The organism is Streptomyces panaciradicis, from assembly GCF_023516615.1.
In the GTDB taxonomy this organism is placed as follows: Bacteria; Actinomycetota; Actinomycetes; order Streptomycetales; family Streptomycetaceae; genus Streptomyces; species Streptomyces panaciradicis.
This window is the reverse complement of the sequence record NZ_JAMGBF010000049.1, coordinates 20,092-39,633: the sequence shown is the minus strand read 5'-3', so window position 1 is coordinate 39,633 and position 19,542 is coordinate 20,092. Positions and strand designations below refer to the sequence as shown.

Annotated in this window: 18 protein-coding genes and 1 tRNA gene; 11 read left to right on the top strand and 8 right to left on the bottom strand. The window is 71.6% G+C overall.

Annotated features, from left to right (window positions below; genetic code table 11):
- The 3 genes from M8J74_RS18770 to M8J74_RS18760 form a co-directional block, all read right to left on the bottom strand.
- A partial coding sequence (locus M8J74_RS18770; RefSeq protein ID WP_249837538.1) for a GPP34 family phosphoprotein occupies positions 1-395 on the bottom strand: 395 nt, incomplete at its 3' end.
- A gap of 13 nt (positions 396-408) precedes the next feature.
- Positions 409-1,629: a YbfB/YjiJ family MFS transporter gene (locus M8J74_RS18765; RefSeq protein ID WP_249837537.1), complete on the bottom strand. Its 1,221-nt coding sequence runs from the start codon at positions 1,627-1,629 to the stop codon at positions 409-411.
- On the bottom strand, positions 1,626-1,913 hold the full coding sequence (locus M8J74_RS18760; RefSeq protein WP_058921819.1) for a muconolactone Delta-isomerase family protein: 288 nt from the start codon (positions 1,911-1,913) through the stop codon (positions 1,626-1,628). The genes M8J74_RS18765 and M8J74_RS18760 overlap by 4 nt, the downstream gene beginning before the upstream one ends.
- A 111-nt stretch (positions 1,914-2,024) precedes the next feature.
- On the opposite strand from M8J74_RS18760, the gene M8J74_RS18755 reads away from it, so the two are divergent.
- The 10 genes from M8J74_RS18755 (at position 2,025) to M8J74_RS18710 (ending at position 9,350) form a co-directional block, all read left to right on the top strand.
- Positions 2,025-2,954, top strand: a complete 930-nt coding sequence (locus tag M8J74_RS18755; RefSeq protein ID WP_283948304.1) for a LysR family transcriptional regulator — start codon at positions 2,025-2,027, stop codon at positions 2,952-2,954.
- Positions 2,955-3,082: 128 nt separating this feature from the next.
- Positions 3,083-3,796, top strand: a complete 714-nt coding sequence (locus M8J74_RS18750; RefSeq protein ID WP_249837535.1) for an SDR family NAD(P)-dependent oxidoreductase — start codon at positions 3,083-3,085, stop codon at positions 3,794-3,796.
- Between the two features lie 19 nt (positions 3,797-3,815).
- Positions 3,816-4,184: a YybH family protein gene (locus M8J74_RS18745; protein WP_249837534.1), complete on the top strand. Its 369-nt coding sequence runs from the start codon at positions 3,816-3,818 to the stop codon at positions 4,182-4,184.
- Between the two features lie 167 nt (positions 4,185-4,351).
- Positions 4,352-5,380, top strand: coding sequence for an L-threonine 3-dehydrogenase (gene tdh, locus M8J74_RS18740; protein ID WP_249837533.1), 1,029 nt, complete (start codon positions 4,352-4,354; stop codon positions 5,378-5,380).
- A 19-nt stretch (positions 5,381-5,399) separates the two neighbouring features.
- Positions 5,400-6,608, top strand: a complete 1,209-nt coding sequence (locus M8J74_RS18735; RefSeq protein ID WP_249837541.1) for a glycine C-acetyltransferase — start codon at positions 5,400-5,402, stop codon at positions 6,606-6,608.
- 56 nt (positions 6,609-6,664) lie between these two features.
- Positions 6,665-7,576: a LysR family transcriptional regulator gene (locus M8J74_RS18730; protein ID WP_249837532.1), complete on the top strand. Its 912-nt coding sequence runs from the start codon at positions 6,665-6,667 to the stop codon at positions 7,574-7,576.
- A gap of 5 nt (positions 7,577-7,581) precedes the next feature.
- The gene (locus tag M8J74_RS18725) at positions 7,582-8,205 is read left to right on the top strand and encodes a helix-turn-helix domain-containing protein (RefSeq protein ID WP_283948303.1); all 624 of its coding nucleotides are present in this window, start codon (positions 7,582-7,584) and stop codon (positions 8,203-8,205) included.
- Positions 8,202-8,747, top strand: a complete 546-nt coding sequence (locus tag M8J74_RS18720) for a GNAT family N-acetyltransferase (RefSeq protein WP_249837530.1) — start codon at positions 8,202-8,204, stop codon at positions 8,745-8,747. The genes M8J74_RS18725 and M8J74_RS18720 overlap by 4 nt, the downstream gene beginning before the upstream one ends.
- 30 nt (positions 8,748-8,777) lie before the next feature.
- A complete protein-coding gene (locus tag M8J74_RS18715) occupies positions 8,778-9,137 on the top strand; it encodes an MmcQ/YjbR family DNA-binding protein (RefSeq protein WP_249837529.1) in 360 nt (119 codons plus the stop codon).
- Positions 9,138-9,276: 139 nt separating this feature from the next.
- Positions 9,277-9,350: transfer RNA gene (locus M8J74_RS18710), tRNA-Pro, on the top strand.
- Between the two features lie 291 nt (positions 9,351-9,641).
- Here the strand turns inward: M8J74_RS18710 and M8J74_RS18705 are convergent.
- The 4 genes from M8J74_RS18705 to M8J74_RS18690 all read right to left on the bottom strand — a co-directional run bounded on the left by M8J74_RS18705 (position 9,642) and on the right by M8J74_RS18690 (position 16,250).
- Positions 9,642-13,949, bottom strand: coding sequence for a hypothetical protein (locus M8J74_RS18705; RefSeq protein ID WP_249837528.1), 4,308 nt, complete (start codon positions 13,947-13,949; stop codon positions 9,642-9,644).
- A 14-nt stretch (positions 13,950-13,963) separates the two neighbouring features.
- Entirely contained in the window at positions 13,964-15,385 is a 1,422-nt protein-coding gene (locus tag M8J74_RS18700) for an esterase/lipase family protein (RefSeq protein WP_249837527.1), read from the bottom strand.
- A gap of 373 nt (positions 15,386-15,758) precedes the next feature.
- A complete protein-coding gene (locus M8J74_RS18695) occupies positions 15,759-15,929 on the bottom strand; it encodes a DUF8730 family Cys-rich protein (protein ID WP_249837526.1) in 171 nt (56 codons plus the stop codon).
- A gap of 33 nt (positions 15,930-15,962) precedes the next feature.
- On the bottom strand, positions 15,963-16,250 hold the full coding sequence (locus M8J74_RS18690) for a metal-sensitive transcriptional regulator (protein ID WP_249837525.1): 288 nt from the start codon (positions 16,248-16,250) through the stop codon (positions 15,963-15,965).
- A gap of 118 nt (positions 16,251-16,368) precedes the next feature.
- Between M8J74_RS18690 and M8J74_RS18685 the strand changes: the two genes are divergently transcribed.
- Positions 16,369-18,501 carry a glycoside hydrolase family 36 protein gene (locus M8J74_RS18685; RefSeq protein ID WP_308406066.1) on the top strand — a complete coding sequence of 711 codons (2,133 nt, stop codon included), beginning with the start codon at positions 16,369-16,371 and terminating at the stop codon, positions 18,499-18,501.
- A 4-nt stretch (positions 18,502-18,505) separates the two neighbouring features.
- On the opposite strand, the gene M8J74_RS18680 is transcribed toward M8J74_RS18685, so the two are convergent.
- Positions 18,506-19,525 carry a glycoside hydrolase family 43 protein gene (locus tag M8J74_RS18680; RefSeq protein ID WP_249837524.1) on the bottom strand — a complete coding sequence of 340 codons (1,020 nt, stop codon included), beginning with the start codon at positions 19,523-19,525 and terminating at the stop codon, positions 18,506-18,508.
- Positions 19,526-19,542: the final 17 nt, after the last annotated feature.

The window sequence follows — 19,542 nt, the reverse complement described above, 5'->3', positions numbered from 1 at the left end:
TCCTCGGCCGCGCGCCGGGCCGCCGAGTCGACCAGCACCGACCGCCCGGTCCGCAGCGGAATGCGGCGGCCCCGCGGGCGGGCCGTCAGCCCCACCCGCTCCAGGTCGTCGAGGTAGGCGGCGGACAGCCCGCGGCCCCGGCGCCACAGCCAGTCCTCGACCGACTCGTAGGGCTCCTGCCGTACGAGCGCGGCGGCGGCCTCGTCCAGCAGGCGGTCGCCCGTGGGGGACTGGGCGCTGGGCAGGATACGGTCGCCGTCCAGGACGAGGGCCTTCGCCCCGACGAGATCGAACACCTCGGCGGCCGCGAGCGCGAGCGACAGGTCGCCCTGTTCCACCGGCGTGCCGGCCGCCACGTCCAGGGCGACGATCGCGAGGTCCCGTGCGGTGGTCATGTGCGGCTCCACGTCAGTCGGCCGAGTGCGGGGCGAGCGCGCCCGCTTCCTCGCTCGATTGTCGCCGCCTTCCGGGCTCCGTGCGTCGCGTTACGACCATGTGGTGCGGGAAGCCGACGCGCAGCACGGCGGCGGCCGCGGCCGCGGCGAGGACGACCAGAGCGGCCAGGAGCAGCGCCTGCCGGTATCCGTGGTGCAGCAGCGGCGTCACCGCCAGGGGGCCGAGGATCTGTCCGACGGAGTACCCGGCGGTCAGCAGGGCGACCGAGCGCGGGAAGCGCAGGTGGGCCCCGGTGGCGAGGGCGAGCGTGCTGACGCCGATGAACGTGGCGCCGAACAGCACCGCCGAGCCGAGGGCGGCCGCCGTCGCGCCGGCCAGGGCGGGCAGGGCGATGCCGGCCGCCTGCACCACGAGCGCCGTCGTGAGCAGCCCGGGACGCGACCAGCGGCGCCCCAGCCGCGCCCACAATGCCGAGGACGGTACGGCGGCCAGCCCGACGAGCACCCAGGCGCCGCTGCCGATCCAGCCGGGGGAGCCCTGCCCGATCGCCGCGACCAGGAAGGTCCCGGCGACGATGTAGCCGACGCCCTCCAGGGTGTAGCTGACGAACAGCGCGCCGAACCAGCGGTGGGTACGGGGCCGCGCGCCGCTCGCGTCCACCCGGGCGGCGGGCGCCGCCTCCGGCCGCAGGTTCCAGCAGGCGGCGGTGAGCAGCGCGGTCAGCGCGGCCGCCGCCCACCAGGCCGTACGCCAGTCGCCGAAGGACCGCAGGACCAGCACCAGCAGGCCGGACAGGGCGATCCCGCCGCCCACGCCGCCGAACGCCCAGCCGGACAGGTGCGGCGGGTGGTCGCGCAGGTGGTGCAGCAGGGATCCGGCCGCCACGACGAACACCAGGGCGCTGGCCGCCCCGGCAGCCAGCCGCAGCACGGCCCAGACGGCGGTGCTGTGCGTGAACGGCATCGCCGCGAGCGTCCCCGTCAGCAGCACCAGCGATCCGCGCAGCACGGCGCGCGAGCGGGTCAGCGCGGGGGCCAGGATGCCCGCGAGCGCTCCGGCCAGGTAGCCGACGTAGTTGGCGGTGGCCAGGTTCGCCCCGGCACCGGCGGACAGGCCCGCCCCGGTGTGCATCAGGGGCAGGATCGGGGTGTAGACGAAGCGGCCGACGCCCATGCCCGCCGCGAGCGCGGCGGCGGCCCGGGCGACATGGGTCCAGGGGGAGGAGCGCCTCATCGGCCCGGATCGTTCGGGTGCGGCTGAAGCGGGGTGACCGTGAAGGTCATCCACGGGCTCAGCGGCAGGGTGCCGAGCACCTTCTCGTGCAGTTCCTCCTCGTCGCCGGCCAGCCAGACGCCGATGCTGCGCATCTCGCCCACCGGCCGCCACAGCCGGGCCAGATGGCCGGCGGCGGCCAGTTCCCGGGCGCGGACGGCCTCGGCGGCCCGGCGCCGGTCGACCTCGTCCTGACCGGTGCCCTCGGGGACGGTGGTGGTGATCTCGACCAGGAACTCTCGCATGACGCACTCCGTTCGTGCTCGTCGGTGAGCCCATCGTGCGCTCGCCCCGGCACGGGTGCCACGACCGGCTTCCTCGCTGCTGATAGGCCGGGCCTACCAGCCGCGCGTAGCATGGCGCGCGTGGAACTGCGCCAGCTGCGGTACTTCGTCGTGGTCGCCGAGGAGCTGAACTTCGGCCGTGCCGCCGAGCGGCTGCTCATCGCGGGCCCCTCGCTCTCCCAGCAGATCAAGGCCCTCGAACGCGACCTCGGAGTACGGCTCTTCGACCGGGACCGCCGCTCCGTCTCCCTCACGGCGGCCGGCGCCGACCTGCTCCCGCACACCCGAGACCTGCTGGAGCGGGCGGACGATCTGAAGCGCCGGGCCGGCCGGCTGTCCGGATCCCGGCCGGTACGGCTCGGCTATGTCAACTGGCTCCCCCCGGAGCTGAGTTCGCGCACGGCGTCGGTCGCCCAGGTCCGGGTCGACGCCTGGGTCGCCCCCTCCCACACCCAGGCCGCCCGGGTCGCCGACGGCAGCCTGGACCTCGCCGTGTGCTGGGTGCGCAACGAGGACCTGAAGCGGCTGGGGCTGCGGGCCCGGCTGATCGGCGCCGACCGGCTCTACGCCGTCGCCAAGGGCACCGACGCCGGCGAGGTCGCCGCGGGGGAGACCGACGTCCTCATCGACGACGACATCACCTCCTGGCAGTCCTGGAACGTCTACGCCGAGGAGATCGCCCTGCGCACCGGGGCCCGTCCGGTGCGGATCTCCGACGGGGCCGTCACCGGCCCCGCCTTCTTCGACCACGTCCGCCGCTGCACCCGCCCGGTGCTCAACTCCCCCAAGGGACAGGGCGACCCGGTCCCCTCCGACCTGGTCCGCCGCGAGATCGTCGCCCCGAAGGTGTACTGGACCTGGTCGCTCGTGTGGCGCGAGAACGAGGACCGCGCCGCCGTCCTCGCCACCGTGGACGCCCTGTGCGAGGACGTCGGCGACCTCGGGATCCACGCCCCGGACGCCTGGCTGCCCGCCGACGACCCGTACGCGCTCCCGGGCTGACCAGCGCTGGGAGTCCGCGCCTCCCACACGGGAGGGAACCGGTCCTTCCGCCGCCGTGCGGCCCGGCCTACCTTCCACATAGTCGACCGGTCGGCTAGTGGCCGGTCATCACTTCGGAGAAGGTCACCATGAGCACGCAGAACCAGAAGGTCGCGATCGTCACCGGCGCCTCGCAGGGCATCGGCGCCGCCCTCGTCGAGGGCTACCGCAAGCTGGGGTACGCCGTCGTCGCCACCTCGCGCACCATCGCCCCCGTCGACGACGCCGGCGTCGTCACCGTCCAGGGCGACATCGCCGACCCGGCCACCGCCGAGCGCGTCGTCGCAGCCGCCGTCGAGCGGTTCGGCCGGATCGACGCCGTGGTCAACAACGCGGGCGTGTTCGTCGCCAAGCCGTTCACCGACTACACGGCCGAGGACTACGCGGCCGTGACCGGCATCAACGTCGCCGGCTTCTTCCACCTCACCCAGCAGGCCGTCCCGCACCTGCTCGCCCAGGGCGGCGGCCACATCGTCAGCGTCACCACGAGCCTGGTCGACGCCGCCGACTCCCGGGTCCCCTCGGTGCTCGCCTCGCTGACCAAGGGCGGCCTGCAGTCCGCGACCAAGTCCCTCGCCATCGAGTACGCCACCCGCGGCATCCGGGTCAACGCGGTCTCGCCCGGCACCATCAAGACCCCCATGCACCCGGCCGAGACCCACGACTTCCTCGCCGCCCTGCACCCCGTCGGCCGCATGGGTGAAGTGGGCGACATCGTCGACGCGGTGCTCTTCCTGGAGACGGCGCCGTTCGTCACCGGCGAGATCCTGCACGTCGACGGCGGCATGAGCGCCGGCCACTGACACCCATCGAGGAGCAGCCATGACCAGCACGACAGACGACGAGACCGTCCTGCGCGGCGTCCTGGACCGGTGGAAGGCCGCGGTCGACGAACACCGCCCCGAAGACGTCGCCGCGGTCTTCACCGAGGACGCGATCTTCCAGGGGCTCCACCCCTACAGCGTCGGACGGCAGGGCGTCGCCGCGTACTACGACTCCCAGCCGCTCGGCATGAAGGCCGCGTACCGCGTCCTGGAGACCCGGCGGCCCGCCGACGGACTCGTCCTCGGCTACCTGGCCGTGGAGTTCTCCTTCACGGACCGGCCCGCCCTGGACGTCAAGCTCTCGGTCCTGGTGACCCGGGAGGGCGACGCGTGGTCCATCGCCCACTACCAGGTCTCCCAGGCGTGAAGCGGATCCGCCGGGCGTGAAGCGGATCTGCGGCGCGGGTTAAGAAACTCTCGATGGACCGGGGGAGGGACCGTACGGCAGATTGCTACGCGATCCCACCCCCTTCCCCGGATGCGGGCTTCCTCGGCATGCCCGCGCCCGGGGTCTCACCGTCAGGAGCCGTAGCGTTGAAGGCGCTGGTCAAGGAGAAGGCGGAACCCGGGCTGTGGCTCGCGGACGTCCCGGAGCCCGCGGTCGGGCCCGGCGACGTACTGATCAAGGTGCAGCGCACCGGCATCTGCGGCACCGACCTGCACATCCGCTCCTGGGACGGCTGGGCGCGGCAGACCATCCGCACCCCGCTCGTGCTCGGGCACGAGTTCGTCGGCGAGGTCGTCGAGACCGGGCGGGACGTCGTGGACATCAAGGCCGGCGACCGGGTCAGCGGGGAGGGCCATCTGGTGTGCGGCAAGTGCCGCAACTGCCTCGCCGGCCGCCGCCACCTGTGCCGGGCCACGGTCGGGCTCGGCGTCGGCCGGGACGGGGCCTTCGCCGAGTACGTCGCCCTGCCCGCCGCCAACGTGTGGGTGCACCGGGTGCCGGTGGACCTCGACGTCGCGGCCATCTTCGACCCGTTCGGCAACGCCGTGCACACCGCACTGTCCTTCCCGCTCGTCGGTGAGGACGTGCTCATCACCGGTGCCGGGCCGATCGGCCTGATGGCCGCCGCGGTGGCCCGGCACGCCGGCGCCCGCAACGTCGTGATCACCGACGTCAGCGAGGAACGCCTGGAGCTGGCCCGCAAGATCGGCGTCAGCCTCGCGCTGAACGTCTCGCAGGTCGGAATCGCCGACGGACAGCGGGAGCTGGGGCTGCGCGAGGGTTTCGACATCGGCCTGGAGATGTCCGGCCGGCCCGAGGCCATGCGCGACATGATCGCCAACATGACGCACGGCGGCCGTATCGCCATGCTCGGCCTGCCCGCCGAGGAGTTCGCGGTCGACTGGGCCCGGATCGTCACCTCGATGATCACCGTCAAGGGCATCTACGGCCGGGAGATGTTCGAGACCTGGTACGCGATGTCGGTGCTGCTCGAAGGCGGCCTCGACCTGTCGCCCGTGATCACCGGCCGGTACGGCTACCGCGACTTCGAGGCGGCGTTCGCCGACGCGGCGAGCGGCCGCGGCGGCAAGGTCATCCTCGACTGGACCCTCTGACTTACTTTAGGGACTGATGATGTTCGACTCCGTGCGCGACGACCTGCGCGCCACTCTCGACGAGATCCGCGCCGCCGGCCTGCACAAGCCCGAGCGCGTGATCGGCACCCCGCAGTCCGCGACCGTCAACGTCACCGCGGGCGGACGCCCCGGTGAGGTCCTGAACTTCTGTGCCAACAACTACCTCGGCCTGGCCGACCACCCCGAGGTGGTCGCCGCCGCCCACGAGGCCCTCGACCGCTGGGGCTACGGCATGGCGTCCGTGCGGTTCATCTGCGGGACGCAGGAGGTGCACAAGCAGCTCGAGGCGCGCCTGTCGGCGTTCCTCGGCCAGGAGGACACGATCCTGTACTCCTCCTGCTTCGACGCCAACGGCGGTGTCTTCGAGACCCTGCTGGGCCCGGAGGACGCGGTGATCTCCGACGCCCTCAACCACGCCTCCATCATCGACGGCATCCGGCTGTCCAAGGCGCGCCGCTTCCGTTACACCAACCGTGACATGGCCGATCTGGAGCGGCAGTTGAAGGAGGCCTCCGAAGGCGGCGCGCGGCGGAAGCTGATCGTCACCGACGGCGTGTTCTCCATGGACGGCTACGTCGCGCCGCTGCGCGAGATCTGCGACCTCGCCGACCGCCACGACGCCATGGTCATGGTCGACGACTCGCACGCCGTCGGCTTCGTCGGCCCCGGCGGCCGCGGCACCCCCGAACTGCACGGCGTCATGGACCGCGTGGACATCATCACCGGCACCCTCGGCAAGGCCCTCGGCGGCGCCTCCGGCGGCTACGTCGCGGCCCGCGCCGAGATCGTCGCCCTGCTGCGCCAGCGCTCGCGCCCCTACCTCTTCTCCAACACGCTCGCCCCGGTGATCGCTGCCGCCTCCCTGAAGGTCCTCGACCTGCTGGAGTCGGCGGACGACCTGCGCGTCCGGCTGGCCGAGAACACCGCCCTGTTCCGCCGCCGGATGACCGAGGCGGGCTTCGAGGTCCTCCCCGGCGACCACGCCATCGCCCCGGTGATGATCGGCGACGCCGCGAAGGCCGGCCGGCTGGCCGAGCTGCTGCTGGAGCGGGGCGTGTACGTCATCGGCTTCTCCTACCCGGTGGTGCCGCAGGGCCAGGCCCGCATCCGCGTCCAGCTGTCCGCCGCGCACTCGACCGAGGACGTGAACCGGGCCGTGGAGGCGTTCGTGGCCGCGCGGACGCAGCTGGAGGCCGAGCAGCGCTGATGCCGGGGCCCGGGCGCCGGGACCGGTGAAGGGGTGCGTTTGAGACAATCGGTTCCATGATCGAAGCGCGGCGGCTCCACATCCTCCGTGCGGTGGCCGACCACCGCACGGTGACGGCGGCTGCCGCCGCGCTGTACCTGACCCCCTCGGCCGTCTCCCAGCAGCTGACCGCCCTGGAGCAGGAGACGGGCCACCGCCTGGTCGAGCGCGGCGCCAAGGGCGTACGGCTGACCCCGGCCGGCGAGATCCTGCTCAGCCACACCAACGCGGTCCTCGCCCAGCTGGAGCGGGCGGAGGCCGAACTCGCCGCGTACGGATCGGGGGCCGCCGGCACCGTCACCGTCGCCGCCTTCGCCACCGGCATCGCCCAGGTCGTCGCCCCCGCGGTGGCGCGCCTCGCCGGGTCGGCGCCCGGCATCCGGATCCGCGTCCAGGACGCCGAGGGCGACGCCAGCCTGCCGATGGTGCTGGACCGGCAGGTCGACGTGGCCGTCGCCGTCGAGTACCGGGGCGCCCCGCCCGCCGACGACCCGCGCCTGAGCCATGTGTCGCTGTACGCCGAGCCGTTCGACGCGGTCGTGCCCGTGCGGCACCGGCTGGCCGAGGCCGCCGAGATCCCGCTCGCCGACCTGGCCAAGGACGCCTGGATCGGCCCGTACCCCGGCAACCCGTGCCACGACGTGGTCGTGCTCGCCTGCGAGAGCGCCGGGTTCCAGCCGCGCCTGGAGCACTCCTCGGACGACTTCCGCGCCGTCGTCGCCCTCGCCTCGGCCGACGCCGGCGTGGCGCTCGTCCCGCGGTCGGCGCTGAGCGGGATGGACCTCACCGGCGTGGTCGTACGGCCCGTCGACGGTGTCGCGCCCACCCGCCGGGTCTTCGCGGCCGTACGGCGCGGGGCCGAGGAGCACCCCCTGATCCGCCCGGTGCTGGAGGCGCTGCGCGAGGCGGCCGGAGTGAAGACTCCGTAACCTGGATGTTTCATATCCGGGATAGCGTCCCCGATGTGAAACGCGATGAACGTGCCGGGGACGCCCCGGCCCCGGACCCCGTCGACGCCCGGCTCGCCGCCCGCCTCGCGGAACTGCGCGCCGAACACGGCTGGTCGCTCGGCGAGCTGGCGGAACGCAGCGGCATCAGCAAGTCCACCCTCTCCCGCGCCGAGCGGGCGGAGATCAGCCCCACCGCGGCCCTCCTCAACCGCCTCTGCGGCGTCTACGGCCGCCCCATGTCCCGGCTGCTCGCCGAGGTGGAGGCGGAGCCGGCGGCGCTGGTGCCGGCCGCCGAGCAGCCGGTGTGGCAGGACCGCGCCTCCGGCTTCGTACGACGATCCGTCTCGCCCCCGCACCCCGGACTGCGCGGCGAACTCGTGGAGGGACGGCTCGCCGCGGGAGCCGACATCGCCTACGACCGGCCGCCCGTACCCGGCCTGGAACAGCACATCTGGGTCCTGGAAGGAGCGCTCGACGTGACGGAGCGGGAGACGGAGCATCACCTCGCCGCGGGCGACTGCCTGCGGCTGCGGGTGTGGGGACCGACGCGCTTCCGGTGCGCGGGCCGGGCGGACGCGCGCTACGTGCTGGCGGTGGTGCTGCCGTGATCGTCCGACGCGTGGACCGCGCCGGACTGCTCGCGAGCGCGGACGGCCTGGCCGACCTGCTGGTCGACACCGTCGAGGGCGGCGCCTCGGTCGGCTTCCTCGCGCCGATCGACCGGGCGGAGGCCCTCGCCTGGTGGCGGGAGCGGGCCGCCGGCACCGCGGCGGGCTCGCTCGCGGTATGGGTGGCCTACGACGGTGGGCGGCCGGTCGGCACGGTGAGTCTGGCCTTCCCGGACAAGCCCAACAGCCGCCATCGGGCCGAGCTGGTGAAGCTGATGGTGCACCGGGACGCCCGCGGCAAGGGACTCGGCCGGCTGCTCCTGACCACGGCGGAGGAGGCGGCCGCCGCGACCGGGATCACCCTGCTGCACCTGGACACCGAGACGGACAGCCCCGCCGAGCGGCTGTACCGGACGGCCGGGTGGAGCCGGATCGGGGTGATCCCCGACTACGCGGCGGCCCCGGACGGCGTGCTGAGGCCGACGTCGATCTACTGCAAGCCCCTTGGCCGCGAGACCGGCGCCGAGGCTCCCACCAGGTGATTGTCAGTGGCGGGGGCTAACGTGCGGTGCATGCCGGATGCCGAAGACGTACGCCGAATCTGCCTCGCCCTGCCGGACACGACGGAGAAGATCGCCTGGAGCATGCCCACCTTCAGGGTCGCGGGGAAGATGTTCGCCACGCTGCCCGAGGACGAGACCTCCATCGCCGTGCGCTGTCCGAAGGAGGAGCGCGAGGAGCTGGTCCTCGCCGAACCGGAGAAGTTCTGGATCGCCGACCACGAGGCGCAGTTCGCCTGGGTCAGGGCCCGCCTCACGGCCGTCGAGGACGAGGACGAGCTGCGCGACATACTCGCCGACTCCTGGCGCCAGGCGGCTCCGACCCGACTGCTGGACGCCTACCCGGAGTTGGGGACGCCGTCCGCGGACTGACCGGCGGGGCGCGGGGGCCGGGCGGCGGGACCCGTGGTCGGGCGCGGGGCCCGCGAAAAGCCGTGCGCGACCATGGACCCGAGTGCGGTATGGTTTCCCTGCGTGTTCGGCCGGGGGAAACCCCAGGTCAGACGGGCACCGGGACGTGGCGCAGCTTGGTAGCGCACTTGACTGGGGGTCAAGGGGTCGCAGGTTCAAATCCTGTCGTCCCGACGGTTGTGACCAGCGGGCTTGCCAAACGGCAGGCCCGCTGGATGCGTTCATGTGCGACTTGATGGCGGCGTGACGGCAGCTCCATGAGCTTCGGCGACCAGTCTCAGACAGTGCAGTGGAGTCCAAGGCCGGCTGGCTGGTCTCGTCAGAGCGCCGGGGCAGCTCGTTCACGATGCTTTGTGCGCACGGGGAGCTGCAGGCAGAAGAATCTCGGCAGCCTCCAACGCCTCGTCCGTGAACGACATGGGATCCAAGTCGCGGCCACTGCGATCGTCCGTCGACGGGCCCCCGTTACGGATGGATGCGAATGACAGCAACGCCCTGCTCTGTGGCGAGAGCCAGGCTGTGACCCACTGCCGCGAGGCCGTGAACCACTAGGTCCACGGAGACAACTTGTTGCTCGGTCCAGGTCGCTGTGTCCCAGAGTCGGATGGTGCGGTCGGTGCCTCCGGTGGCGAGAAGGTCGCCTCCGCACGGCCCCGTGACGGTTGTGATCGCTTGGACGGCGCCTGTGTGGCCAGGGAGCAGTGTCGCGTGCAACCGTCCGGCTGCCTGGTCCCAAACGCGCACGGTGCTGTCCTCGCTGCCCGTAACGAGCAATACGCGCCCCTCCGGTGAATGGACTGCCGTCATCGCTCGTACCGGACCCCTGTGACCCAACAGCGGGGCCTGACCCTCCCGCCCGGTGGCGGTGTCCCAGATACGCACGGTGCCGTCGTTGGCGCCGGTCGCGAGCAGGGTGTGTCCGTCCACTGCGGTGAAGAACCGGACGACTCGCACGGCGGTGGTGTGTCCCGACAGGGGATCGGTGAGCTGCTGTCCTGTGGCGGGATCCCAGACACGCGCGGTGTAGTCGTCGCTGCCGGTCGCCAGGAGCGTCCGCCCACCCGGGGGCTTGAACGCCGTCACGGCTCGTACCGCACTGGTATGGCCCCTGAGCGAGGGCGTCCTGCGCCTGCCGGTGGCCAGATTCCAGATCCCCACAGACATGTCGCTGTCACAGACGGCCAGAAGCGTCTCCTCGTTCGGCCCGGTGAACGGCGCCAACGCTTCCACGCTGCTTCCGCGTCCGCGCAGAGGGGAGCCGATCTCCGTCCCGGTGGCCGCGTCCCACACCCGGATCGTGTCGTCGTCCCCACCGGTGGCGAGAAGCGTGTGGCCAGCGGGCCCGGTAAATGCCGCCACAGCGCCCACTTCTTGGGCGTGGCTGCGCAAGGTCGGCGAGGCTTGCCGGCTCGTGGCCGGGTCCCAGATGCGGACTGTGCGATCGTTGCTGCCGGTGGCGAGGAGGGCTCGTCCGTCGGGACCCGTGAACGAGGTGATCGCTCCGATCCATTTCTTGTAGGAGTGGCCGTATATCGGTGGCGCGGTCTGCTGTCCGGTTGCGGGATCCCAGAGCCGGATCGTCTCGTCATCGCTGCAACTGGCCAGCAGCGGGGATCCGTCGGGCCCGCGGAACGCGGTCAGCTCGCCGATCCAGTCGGTGTGTCCTTGTAGCGGTGGCACGGTCTGGCGTCCGGTTGCCGGGTCCCAGATGCGAATGGTCCGGTCGTCGCTGCAGCTGGCGAGCAGGGTGCGTCCATCGACTGTGGTGAAGGCCACCACTGATTGGATGGCACCGGTGTGTCCTTTTAGGGTGCCGATTGTTTGGTGTCCGGTGGCTGGGTCCCACACACGAAGGGTCTCGTCGTCGCCACCGCTGGCGAGCAGAACGCGTCCATCGGACGCGGTGAAGGCATGGATGGCTTGGACTGCGCCGGTGTGCCCGGTAAGCGGAGGTGCGGTCTCCTGCCCCGTGGCGGGGTCCCAGATGCGGATGGTGCAGTCGTCGCCGGCTGTGGCGAGAAGCGTGCGTCCGTCGTGTCCGGTGAAGACGGCGAGGCTCTGTACGGGGCCGTCGTGGCCTCTGAGGGGTGAGACCACCGTCTCTTCGGCCGTGACCGGATTCCAGAGGTGCACCGTCCCAGCGTCGGTGCCGGTGGCGAGAAGTGTGCGTCCGCCTGGTGCGGTATAGGCGGTCACGGCGCGCACGGGGCCAGTGCCACTGTCGAGGGAAGCCGTCGTCTGGTCGGCCGTGGCCGGATTCCACAGCCGTACTGTGCCGTCGTCGCTGGCGGAGGCGAGGTGGGTGCTCCCTTCCGATGCTGCGAAAGCTGTGACGGCCACCACCTCGCCCTGATGGCCCTGCAGAGGAAGGTGGAGCGGGCGGCGCTGGAACCGGGCCCAGGCCAAGGACCACGCGGATCGTGGGTCGGGTGTCTGGGGAGGCGGAGTGCTCTGGTCGGTGGAGCGTGCTGTGGCCAGCTCGCGTAATCCGCGCCGGTCACCGTCCGATGCGACAGCTAGCCGGTCATGCGCCGCGACCACGCCGACGACGGCGGCCGGCAGGGCGAAGCGGCCGAAGCTGTTGTGGTCGGCGCTGCCGCGCACGGCCGTGGCGTCGAGCCGGTCCAGCAGCCGCGGCCGATCGGCGAGGACCCTCCAGCCCGCGGCGCCGCCAAGAGCCGCGTGATCAGCCAGGTGGCGACGGATGTACGGATTCGGTTCTTCGTCGGGCAGTTGGGCGTCGCCCCTGCGGGCTAGCGAAGCGGTGATACGTCGGTGGCGCTCGCTGTCCGTCCGGTGGACCGGGCGTGCGAAGTGCTCGATGAAGGCGCGATGTGCCAACCGGTACACTGTCTGGCCAGAATCTGTGGCAGCCATGAGGTACGGGGCGCCACCGTCCAGAAGGCGGATGATGTCCTCGCCGGTGATGGGCAGCGCGCCGCCCGGAGGCATGAGGGCAGTAGCCGTGATCGACCAGATGTCGTCCCGGTCGGGCAGCCCGTGCCCCTGCGAGAGTGCCAGAGCCTCCAGCAGATAACGGTGAACCGGGTTGACGCCAGTGAGGCGCTGCACCGCGCGGGCGAACAGCCCTCGGTGGTCGGTCCCGAGGAGTGGCGTCGGGTCGACTGCGAGGGCGGGGGTATGGAGGATCTCGTGCACGGCGAGACGGGCGAAGAGGAACTCGCGCTCACTGCGGCCCAGTGCGTGGACTGTGCGCTCGATTTCCTCCTGGCTGGCCGTCAGAACACCTCGAGCGTGCGCAGTACGTAGACGGCGGCGCACATAGCGGATCGTGGCTTCGCGGTCGTGCCGTACCACGAGCACCTTGTCACACGCGTGGTCGCACCCCTCCGACACCCTGAGGGCGTCGAGAATGTTCTCGTCGTCGGGGACAGGCAGGTCCGGGCCCTCTCGTGTGGAGCGACGGGTCCCTACGACGACCCGCACGCCTGGTGTGCGGGCGAGTGGCCGTAGCACCTCCTCAGCTATCACCAGAGGCAGATACGCCTCGTCGAGGGCGTCCGCGAGCAGGGTGAACGTCCTGGCGCCACCCCCGCCCGGAGCCGGCCTGAGACGCCGGTCCGCCAGCCGTCCGGTGAGCCGCGCCACCTGGGAGTCGAGGGGGTGGCCGGAGGGCAGCGGGTCGAGCTCCACCGCGTCGACGATGCGGTCGAGGAGCGCTTGAGGCGTGACACCGCTGAGATGGACGGCCAAGTCGAATGCGTAAGGGGCGCGGGGTGTCCCCGGGGGAAGGTCTGCGAGGTGCCCGGCACGCGAGAGGGTGTCCGCGAGCTCGGGACGGGTGTGGATCAATACGTGCCCGAGGAGTGCCGACTTGCCCGAGCCAGCTGGCCCAGTCACGGTCAGCAGACCTTCCCGGGTGCTGGCGAGCCAGGACAGGACGTCGTAGCGTTCGGTCTCCCGGCCCTCGAAGTACCATGCCTGCTCGCCTAGTTCGCCACCCGCGGCCTTCTCGACGAAGTGGCGGCGCTCGTCGGCGGTGAGTGCGTCAAGAGCGTCTTCGATCTCCGCCTCAGTGTCGAGGGGCGCCTGCATCCGGCCCGCCACGGTAGGGAGGGTCCGGCGGAGCGCCGCCTGGCTGTGCGTGCGGACGAAAGCGACAGTGTCACCCATGGCGCTGTTGATCTGCTCGGCCAGCGCGTAGAGACCGATTGTGTTGTGGGTGCGGAAGGTCACAGTCAGCAAGCGGTCGAGGACTTCTCGGAAGGTGCCGAGGTTTGCGCTGCCGTCGTGCGAACTGGCCACGAGGATGAAGTCGCTGACATCCGGATCCAAGGTGGCCTGGCTATTCATCAACTCGATGAAGCGACGCGACTTACAGGCATCGACGATGACCGCTGCCCAACCTGCTTGCTGCCGCGCCTGGCGCTTCTTGAGGTGCTGCAGCAACTCAAGATGGGAGATGCCGTTCGCGTCGAGCGGTCGGGGGCTCCTCGCATGAGCGAGCAGCGCGTGGAAGGCGCCGTCGCTGGCGCCATGCCCCACCCAGTACAGGACTGTGTCGCAGCCGGTGCGCCCGCCGGACCACGCGGCCAGACGCTCGTTCACAGCGTCGGGCCCCCGGCCCTCCTGCGGGGCGTGCCAGGTGTTGGTCTGGGCACCGAAAGGCGTGAGCAGAGCGGCAACCGCCTCGACCTCTGGCTCCGTCGGTAGGGGAGGGTGATTGTCGTAGCGGCCGATGTCGACGGGGAAGAACTGCAGTGGCCTGCCGTCGTTCCGGTCGGCGTCGTCCTGAGAGTCCTCTGCTGCCATGGCGTCCGCGGGTCTCAGATCGCATCCGTAGGATCGAAGGCGAGGACGAGCTGGGTCAGGGGTGAGGTCCCCTCGGTGGTGACGCGGACCCGGTACAGGCCCGGGGCGGGCAGGGTGATGGAGGCCGCGACGTTGCCGTCGTGCCACCCCAGGCGCCCAGTACCGATGCGTCGATCAGTCTCGGCGTCGTGAACCGAGCACGCGATCCCGGCGTGACTGTCCAGTTGCTCGCCGGGTGCCGGTACCAGACGCGCCAGCCAGGGTGTCCCCGCGTCCACGTAGTCGGGCAGGTTCAGGCCGAGGCCGCCGACGCCGAGAGCGGGCCCTCGGTCCTTGTCGCGCTCGGTGAGGACGGCACGCACAAAGGCGAGGGCGACGCCGTCCTTGGCCAGGGCGCCGTGCTGCAACGGCAGCCATGTCGCGGCCGCAGTGCCGGGGAGCGTTGCGGCGTCGCGACAGACAGTGCCGTCGCCCGCTCGGTCCCGGCGGAGGGGAACACCCGTTGCCGGCTCGCGTGCCAACTCGCCCTCGCCGTCGCTCTCGAACGACACGTACTGCTCGTGCACCACCCCGTTCTCCAGCCGCAGGCTCTGAGCTGTGGGCTGGGCGACGCCCACGACCGCTCGGTGCCCGGGCAAGGCGGGCGTACCCGGTGCGCGCATACGTCGCCGAAACTCCTGTGCCTTCTCGGCCAACTCTTTGTCGCCGCCGAATGCGGCGATGTCGGACGGGGTGAGCCGCAGAACGTCACCGCCGACGTCCGTGCACCGGTAGTCCGGCAGCAGATCGTGCACGCCCGGAAGGGTCGCCGCCAAAGCTTGCATCCGTTCCCTGGGCAGGGCAGACAGCGAGTCGGAGCGATTGCCGCCCAGGATGACGGCGGCCTTGACCGAGCCGAGGAAAGGAGTCCCAAGGGTCACCACACAGCGAGTCTCGGCGGCCAGATCCACAGAGCGAGCGAACGCGGCACGGGTGACCAGACCGCCCATGGAGTGGGCGACGAACACCAGGCGAGGGTCCCGTTCGCCGGGGTGCGTCCTGCCCGCCGCACTGCTCCGCCAGGCGGCCAGGTGGCGGTGCGCGGTGTCGGCCAGCAGAGCCCCGTTGTATTCGACGGGAAGCCTCCAGTCGTAGGCGAATTCCAGCACAGCGGTCGGATCGGCCACTGTGTCCCGTACGGCCTTCACCAGCGGGCCGTAAGGTTCCAGTCCGTGCAGAAACGGCGCCCAGCTCGGGAAACGTAGTAGCCCGGCGGGCTCGATACGGCCGTAGCTTCCGGCGCGTTCGTTGTCATCAAGATGGAGCTGCCGCAGCCCTTCACCGCGCCCCCGCCACGCCGACACCAGGAGGCGTGGATCCTGGAGTCCCCAGAGCAGCCGCCGGTCCCCAGCGGTCTCGCGCAACGCACTGCCCATGATCCCCGGCACCACGACCACCGCGTCGTGCGTAATGTCCCGCGCGATCGGCAGCCGCCCAGTCCATGGCCCCGGTAGCTGCGCCGATGAGACCTGTGCGTGGTGCGTACCGCGAGGCGTCATATCAGTGAACTGTAGCCAGCGCACACGCCGGCCGAGGGACAAAATCCGGAGATGTACTTGAGTGTGTCAGTGATACGCCGTGATCGCCGTCGGATGCTGCCGCAGCATCACCGTGGTCTGCTCGTCCGGTTGCCGATCGTTTGATCGGGGGTGCGGCTCAATCACTGAAGAACGATCAGTTTTACGCCGCTCAGGGCTTATGTGAACAGTCCCGACGGTGCGAAGGGTCTTCGCGGGCGAGAGCCGGCCGGGCCCTTCTTTGTGCGCCCGCTCAGGAACGTCCGCCGAACAGGCGCTTGAGCAGTCCCCCGGCCGGAGCCTCCTCCTCGGAGCAGGTGCAGCGCTGGGAGCGCGGCACTCCGGCGAGTACCTGGTCGACGTGCATGCCGCAGCCCCGGTACGTGATGCCCTTGCACTTTCGGCAGACCGCTTGTCGGCACATGAGGTGTTTCTCCTTCGGGGTGGTCGATGGTGATCAGGCGAGCGAGAGGAAGAGCTTCTCCAGGCGGGCACGGGTGCGCTCCTGGCTCTCGGCGGGGTCCGTCGCGCTCTCGCCGTCCACGAGGCACTGCTGCAGACCGCTCGCGATGATCGCGAAGCCCGCGCGGTCGAGGGCCCGCGACGCCGCCGACAACTGTGTGACGACGTCCTCGCAGTCCCGTCCCTCCTCGATCATCCGGATCACTCCGGAGATCTGCCCCTGGGCCCGCCGCAGCCGGTTCAGCACCGCGCGCAGCTCCGCGTCCGTCGGCTCGAACTCCATGATCCCTTTCCTCTCGTATACCCCCGGGGGTAATTGTACGGGATGCGGCGGGCGGAGTAGGCGGGACCGGCCTGGGAAAGATCTGCCGAAGCCCGCCCGCCACCGTAGGGAGACCGCGTTGACCAGTGCCGCCGAAGCAGCGGAGGGGTCGGTTCTCTGGTCCCAGGAGGTTCTCGGGCTGCATGCCGTCGCCGGTCCCGGCGGGTCGGTCAGGCTGGGGCCGCCGGGGCGGCACTGGGACACGCTGCTGCCGCTGGTGGAGGTCACCGCCACCGGCCACGGGCGCACCTGGTCGGGGGAACGGTTCATCGACACCTCGATCGGCGAGCGCCTCGCCTACCGGGCCCACGAGACGGTCCGGGACGGGGAGTGGCGGTGCACGACGATCGCGCTCGACGATCCGGTCACCGGCCTCGTCGCCGAGGTGGCTCTGCGGACCTGCCCCGGCGCCGGTTTCCTCCGCTCGCAGGTGCGCCTGGTCAACGAAGGCGGCGTCCCGCTCCTGCTCGAGAGCGTGTCGAGCCTCGCGCTCGGCGGTCTCGCCGACGGCGCCCTCGGCGGCCTCACGCTGCACTGGGCGGACAACGACTGGCTCGCCGAGTGCCGTTGGCGGCGGAGCCCGTTCCGCGACCAGGTCGTCCGGCTCAGCCGTTCCGCGCACGGCCACGAAGGACGCGGCTGCTTCGAGCGCTTCTCGCAGGGCGGCTGGTCCACGGGCCGGCATCTCCCGGTCGCCGCGCTCACCGAGCAGGCGGGACGCGCGTGGCTGTGGCAGATCGAGTCCAGCGCCGGCTGGCGCTACGAGACCGGCGAACGCGAAGGCGCCGCCTACGTCGCCCTGTTCGGCCCCGACGACGCCCACCACCAGTGGCGCCGGACCCTCGCGCCCGGCGAGGGGTTCAGCACCGTCCCGGCGACCCTCGCCGGCGCCCGGACAGGCGGCCTGGACGCGGCCTTCGGGCAGCTCACCGACTGCCGCCGCAGGATGCGCCGCGGCCACCCGGACCACACGGCCCTCCCGGTGATCTACAACGACTACATGAACACCCTGATGGGCGACCCCACCACCGACAAGCTCCTGCCGCTCATCGAGGCGGCGGCCGCCGCCGGCGCCGAGGTCTTCGTCGTCGACGCCGGCTGGTACGACGACGACGCCGAGGGCTGGTGGGACGCCGTCGGCGCCTGGGAGCCCTCCGACCGGCGCTTCCCCGGCGGCATCCGGCGGGTGCTGGACGCCGTCAGGGAGCACGGGATGACGCCGGGTCTGTGGCTCGAGCCCGAAGTGGTGGGCGTCCGCAGTCCGTTGGCGCGCACCCTGCCGCCCGAGGCGTTCTTCCGCCGAGGCGGCGTACGCGTCACCGAGCACGGCCGCCACCACCTGGATCTGCGCCACCCGGCCGCCCGCGCCCACCTCGACAGGGTCGTCGACCGGATCGTGGGGGAGTGGGGAGTGGGCTATCTGAAGCTCGACTACAACATCAACCCCGGCCCGGGTACCGAGAACGGCGGGGAGAGCGCCGGCGCGGGACTGCTCGGGCACCATCGCGCCCACCTGGACTGGCTGAACGCCGTTCTCGACCGGTATCCCGGTCTCGTCCTGGAGAACTGCGGCTCGGGCGGACTGCGCATGGACTACGCCCAACTCGCCGTCACCCAGCTGCAGTCCACCAGCGACCAGCAGGACCCGCTGCGCTGCCCGCCCATCGCGGCCGCGGCCGCCACCGCGGTGACGCCCGAGCAGGCGGCCGTATGGGCCTACCCCCAGCCGCACTTCACCCCGGACCTGATCGCCTTCACCCTCACCGGCGCGATGACCGGACGCATCCACCTGTCCGGGTTCCTCGACCGCATGGACCCGGACCGGTTCGACCTGGTCCGCACCGGCCTGTCCGTCTACAAGGAGCTCCGCCGGCAGATCCCGGACAGCCTGCCCTACTGGCCGCTCGGCCTGCCCGGGTGGGAGGACTCCTGGATCGCCTTCGGCCGCCGCGGGACCGACGCCGACTGGCTCACGCTGTGGCGGCGGGCCGCGGCCCCCGGTGACGACGCCGGCGACAGCACGCGCACCGTTGCCCTCGACCACCTCCGGGGCGCCCGCGTCACCCCCACCGTCCTCTACCCGGCCACCGCCGACGCGACCGCCGCCTGGGACGCCGCCCACGGACGGCTCACCGTCTGCCTGCCGCGCCCCGACACCGCCGTACTCCTCCGCCTCGACGGCAGGGCGCCGCTCCCGGGGCGTGGGGACTGACGGCTCAGCCGCCGCCGTCGAGGTCCGTGCGCTGCCGCAGCACCCGCAACTCGTCGCCGCGCAGCTCCATTTCGTACAGCTTGCCCCGGGCGTTCTCGAACGGGCGGTGCAGGATCATCATCAACCGGCCCTCGAAGGTGCGGAACAGCATGCCGTGGCCGCTGTCGTCGCGGACCAGGGGCCGCCGCTGCTCCCACGGGCCCCGCAGCTCACCGGAGCGGGAGACGGCGTAGGTCTGCACGTATCCGCCGCTGAGACCGCCGTCGTCTCCGGCCCGGTCCTTCTCGTACGTCGACCACAGCATCAGCAGGGCGCCCTCCGGCGTGCGGTGCAGCTGCGGGCCGTCCGTGATGTACGGCGGCAGCTGGTGCGGGACGCCGGCGGGGATCTGCTCCCCGAGCCAGGACGCGTCCGAGCCCTTGAAGAGGAAGACCGGGTCGCCGACGGTCCGCGTCAGGTCCGGGGCGAGCCGGATCGCCTCCATCGTGCCGTCGACGGTCTGCAGCCACTCGTGGGCGTACACCATCCAGGGCTGCCCGGAGGGGTCGACGTACAGCGTCCCGTCGAGGGTCATGAGGTGCTCGGGCGGTGTGGGGCGGGAGGCGTCGACGAGCGTGAACGGCCCGAGCAGCGAGTCGGACACGGCGGTGACCGTGCCACGCCGATGGTTCGGCAGGGGGAACGGCGTGCCGTAGCGGCCCGGAGGCGGCACAGGGAGCGGCCTGCTCTCGTCGTGCAGGGTCGTGAACAGGTAGTAACGGCCGCCCCATGCGTGCACCTCCGGCGCCCAACCGCCGTCGGCCGCCCACGCCCGCGTCCGGTCGGGGGCCAGGAACACCACCGTGGGACGCGTCCAGTCCCGCAGGTCGCGGCTGCGGTGGACCATCGTGCCGACGCCCTCCACACCGGACACCGACGGGTCGTTGGAGGTGTACAGGTGATAGGTGCGGGTGTCGTCGTCGGCGACGACGAACGGGTCGTGCAGCGGCATCTCGGCCAGCCGCATCATTTCGGTATCGGCCATGATCGAAGAATAGGGGG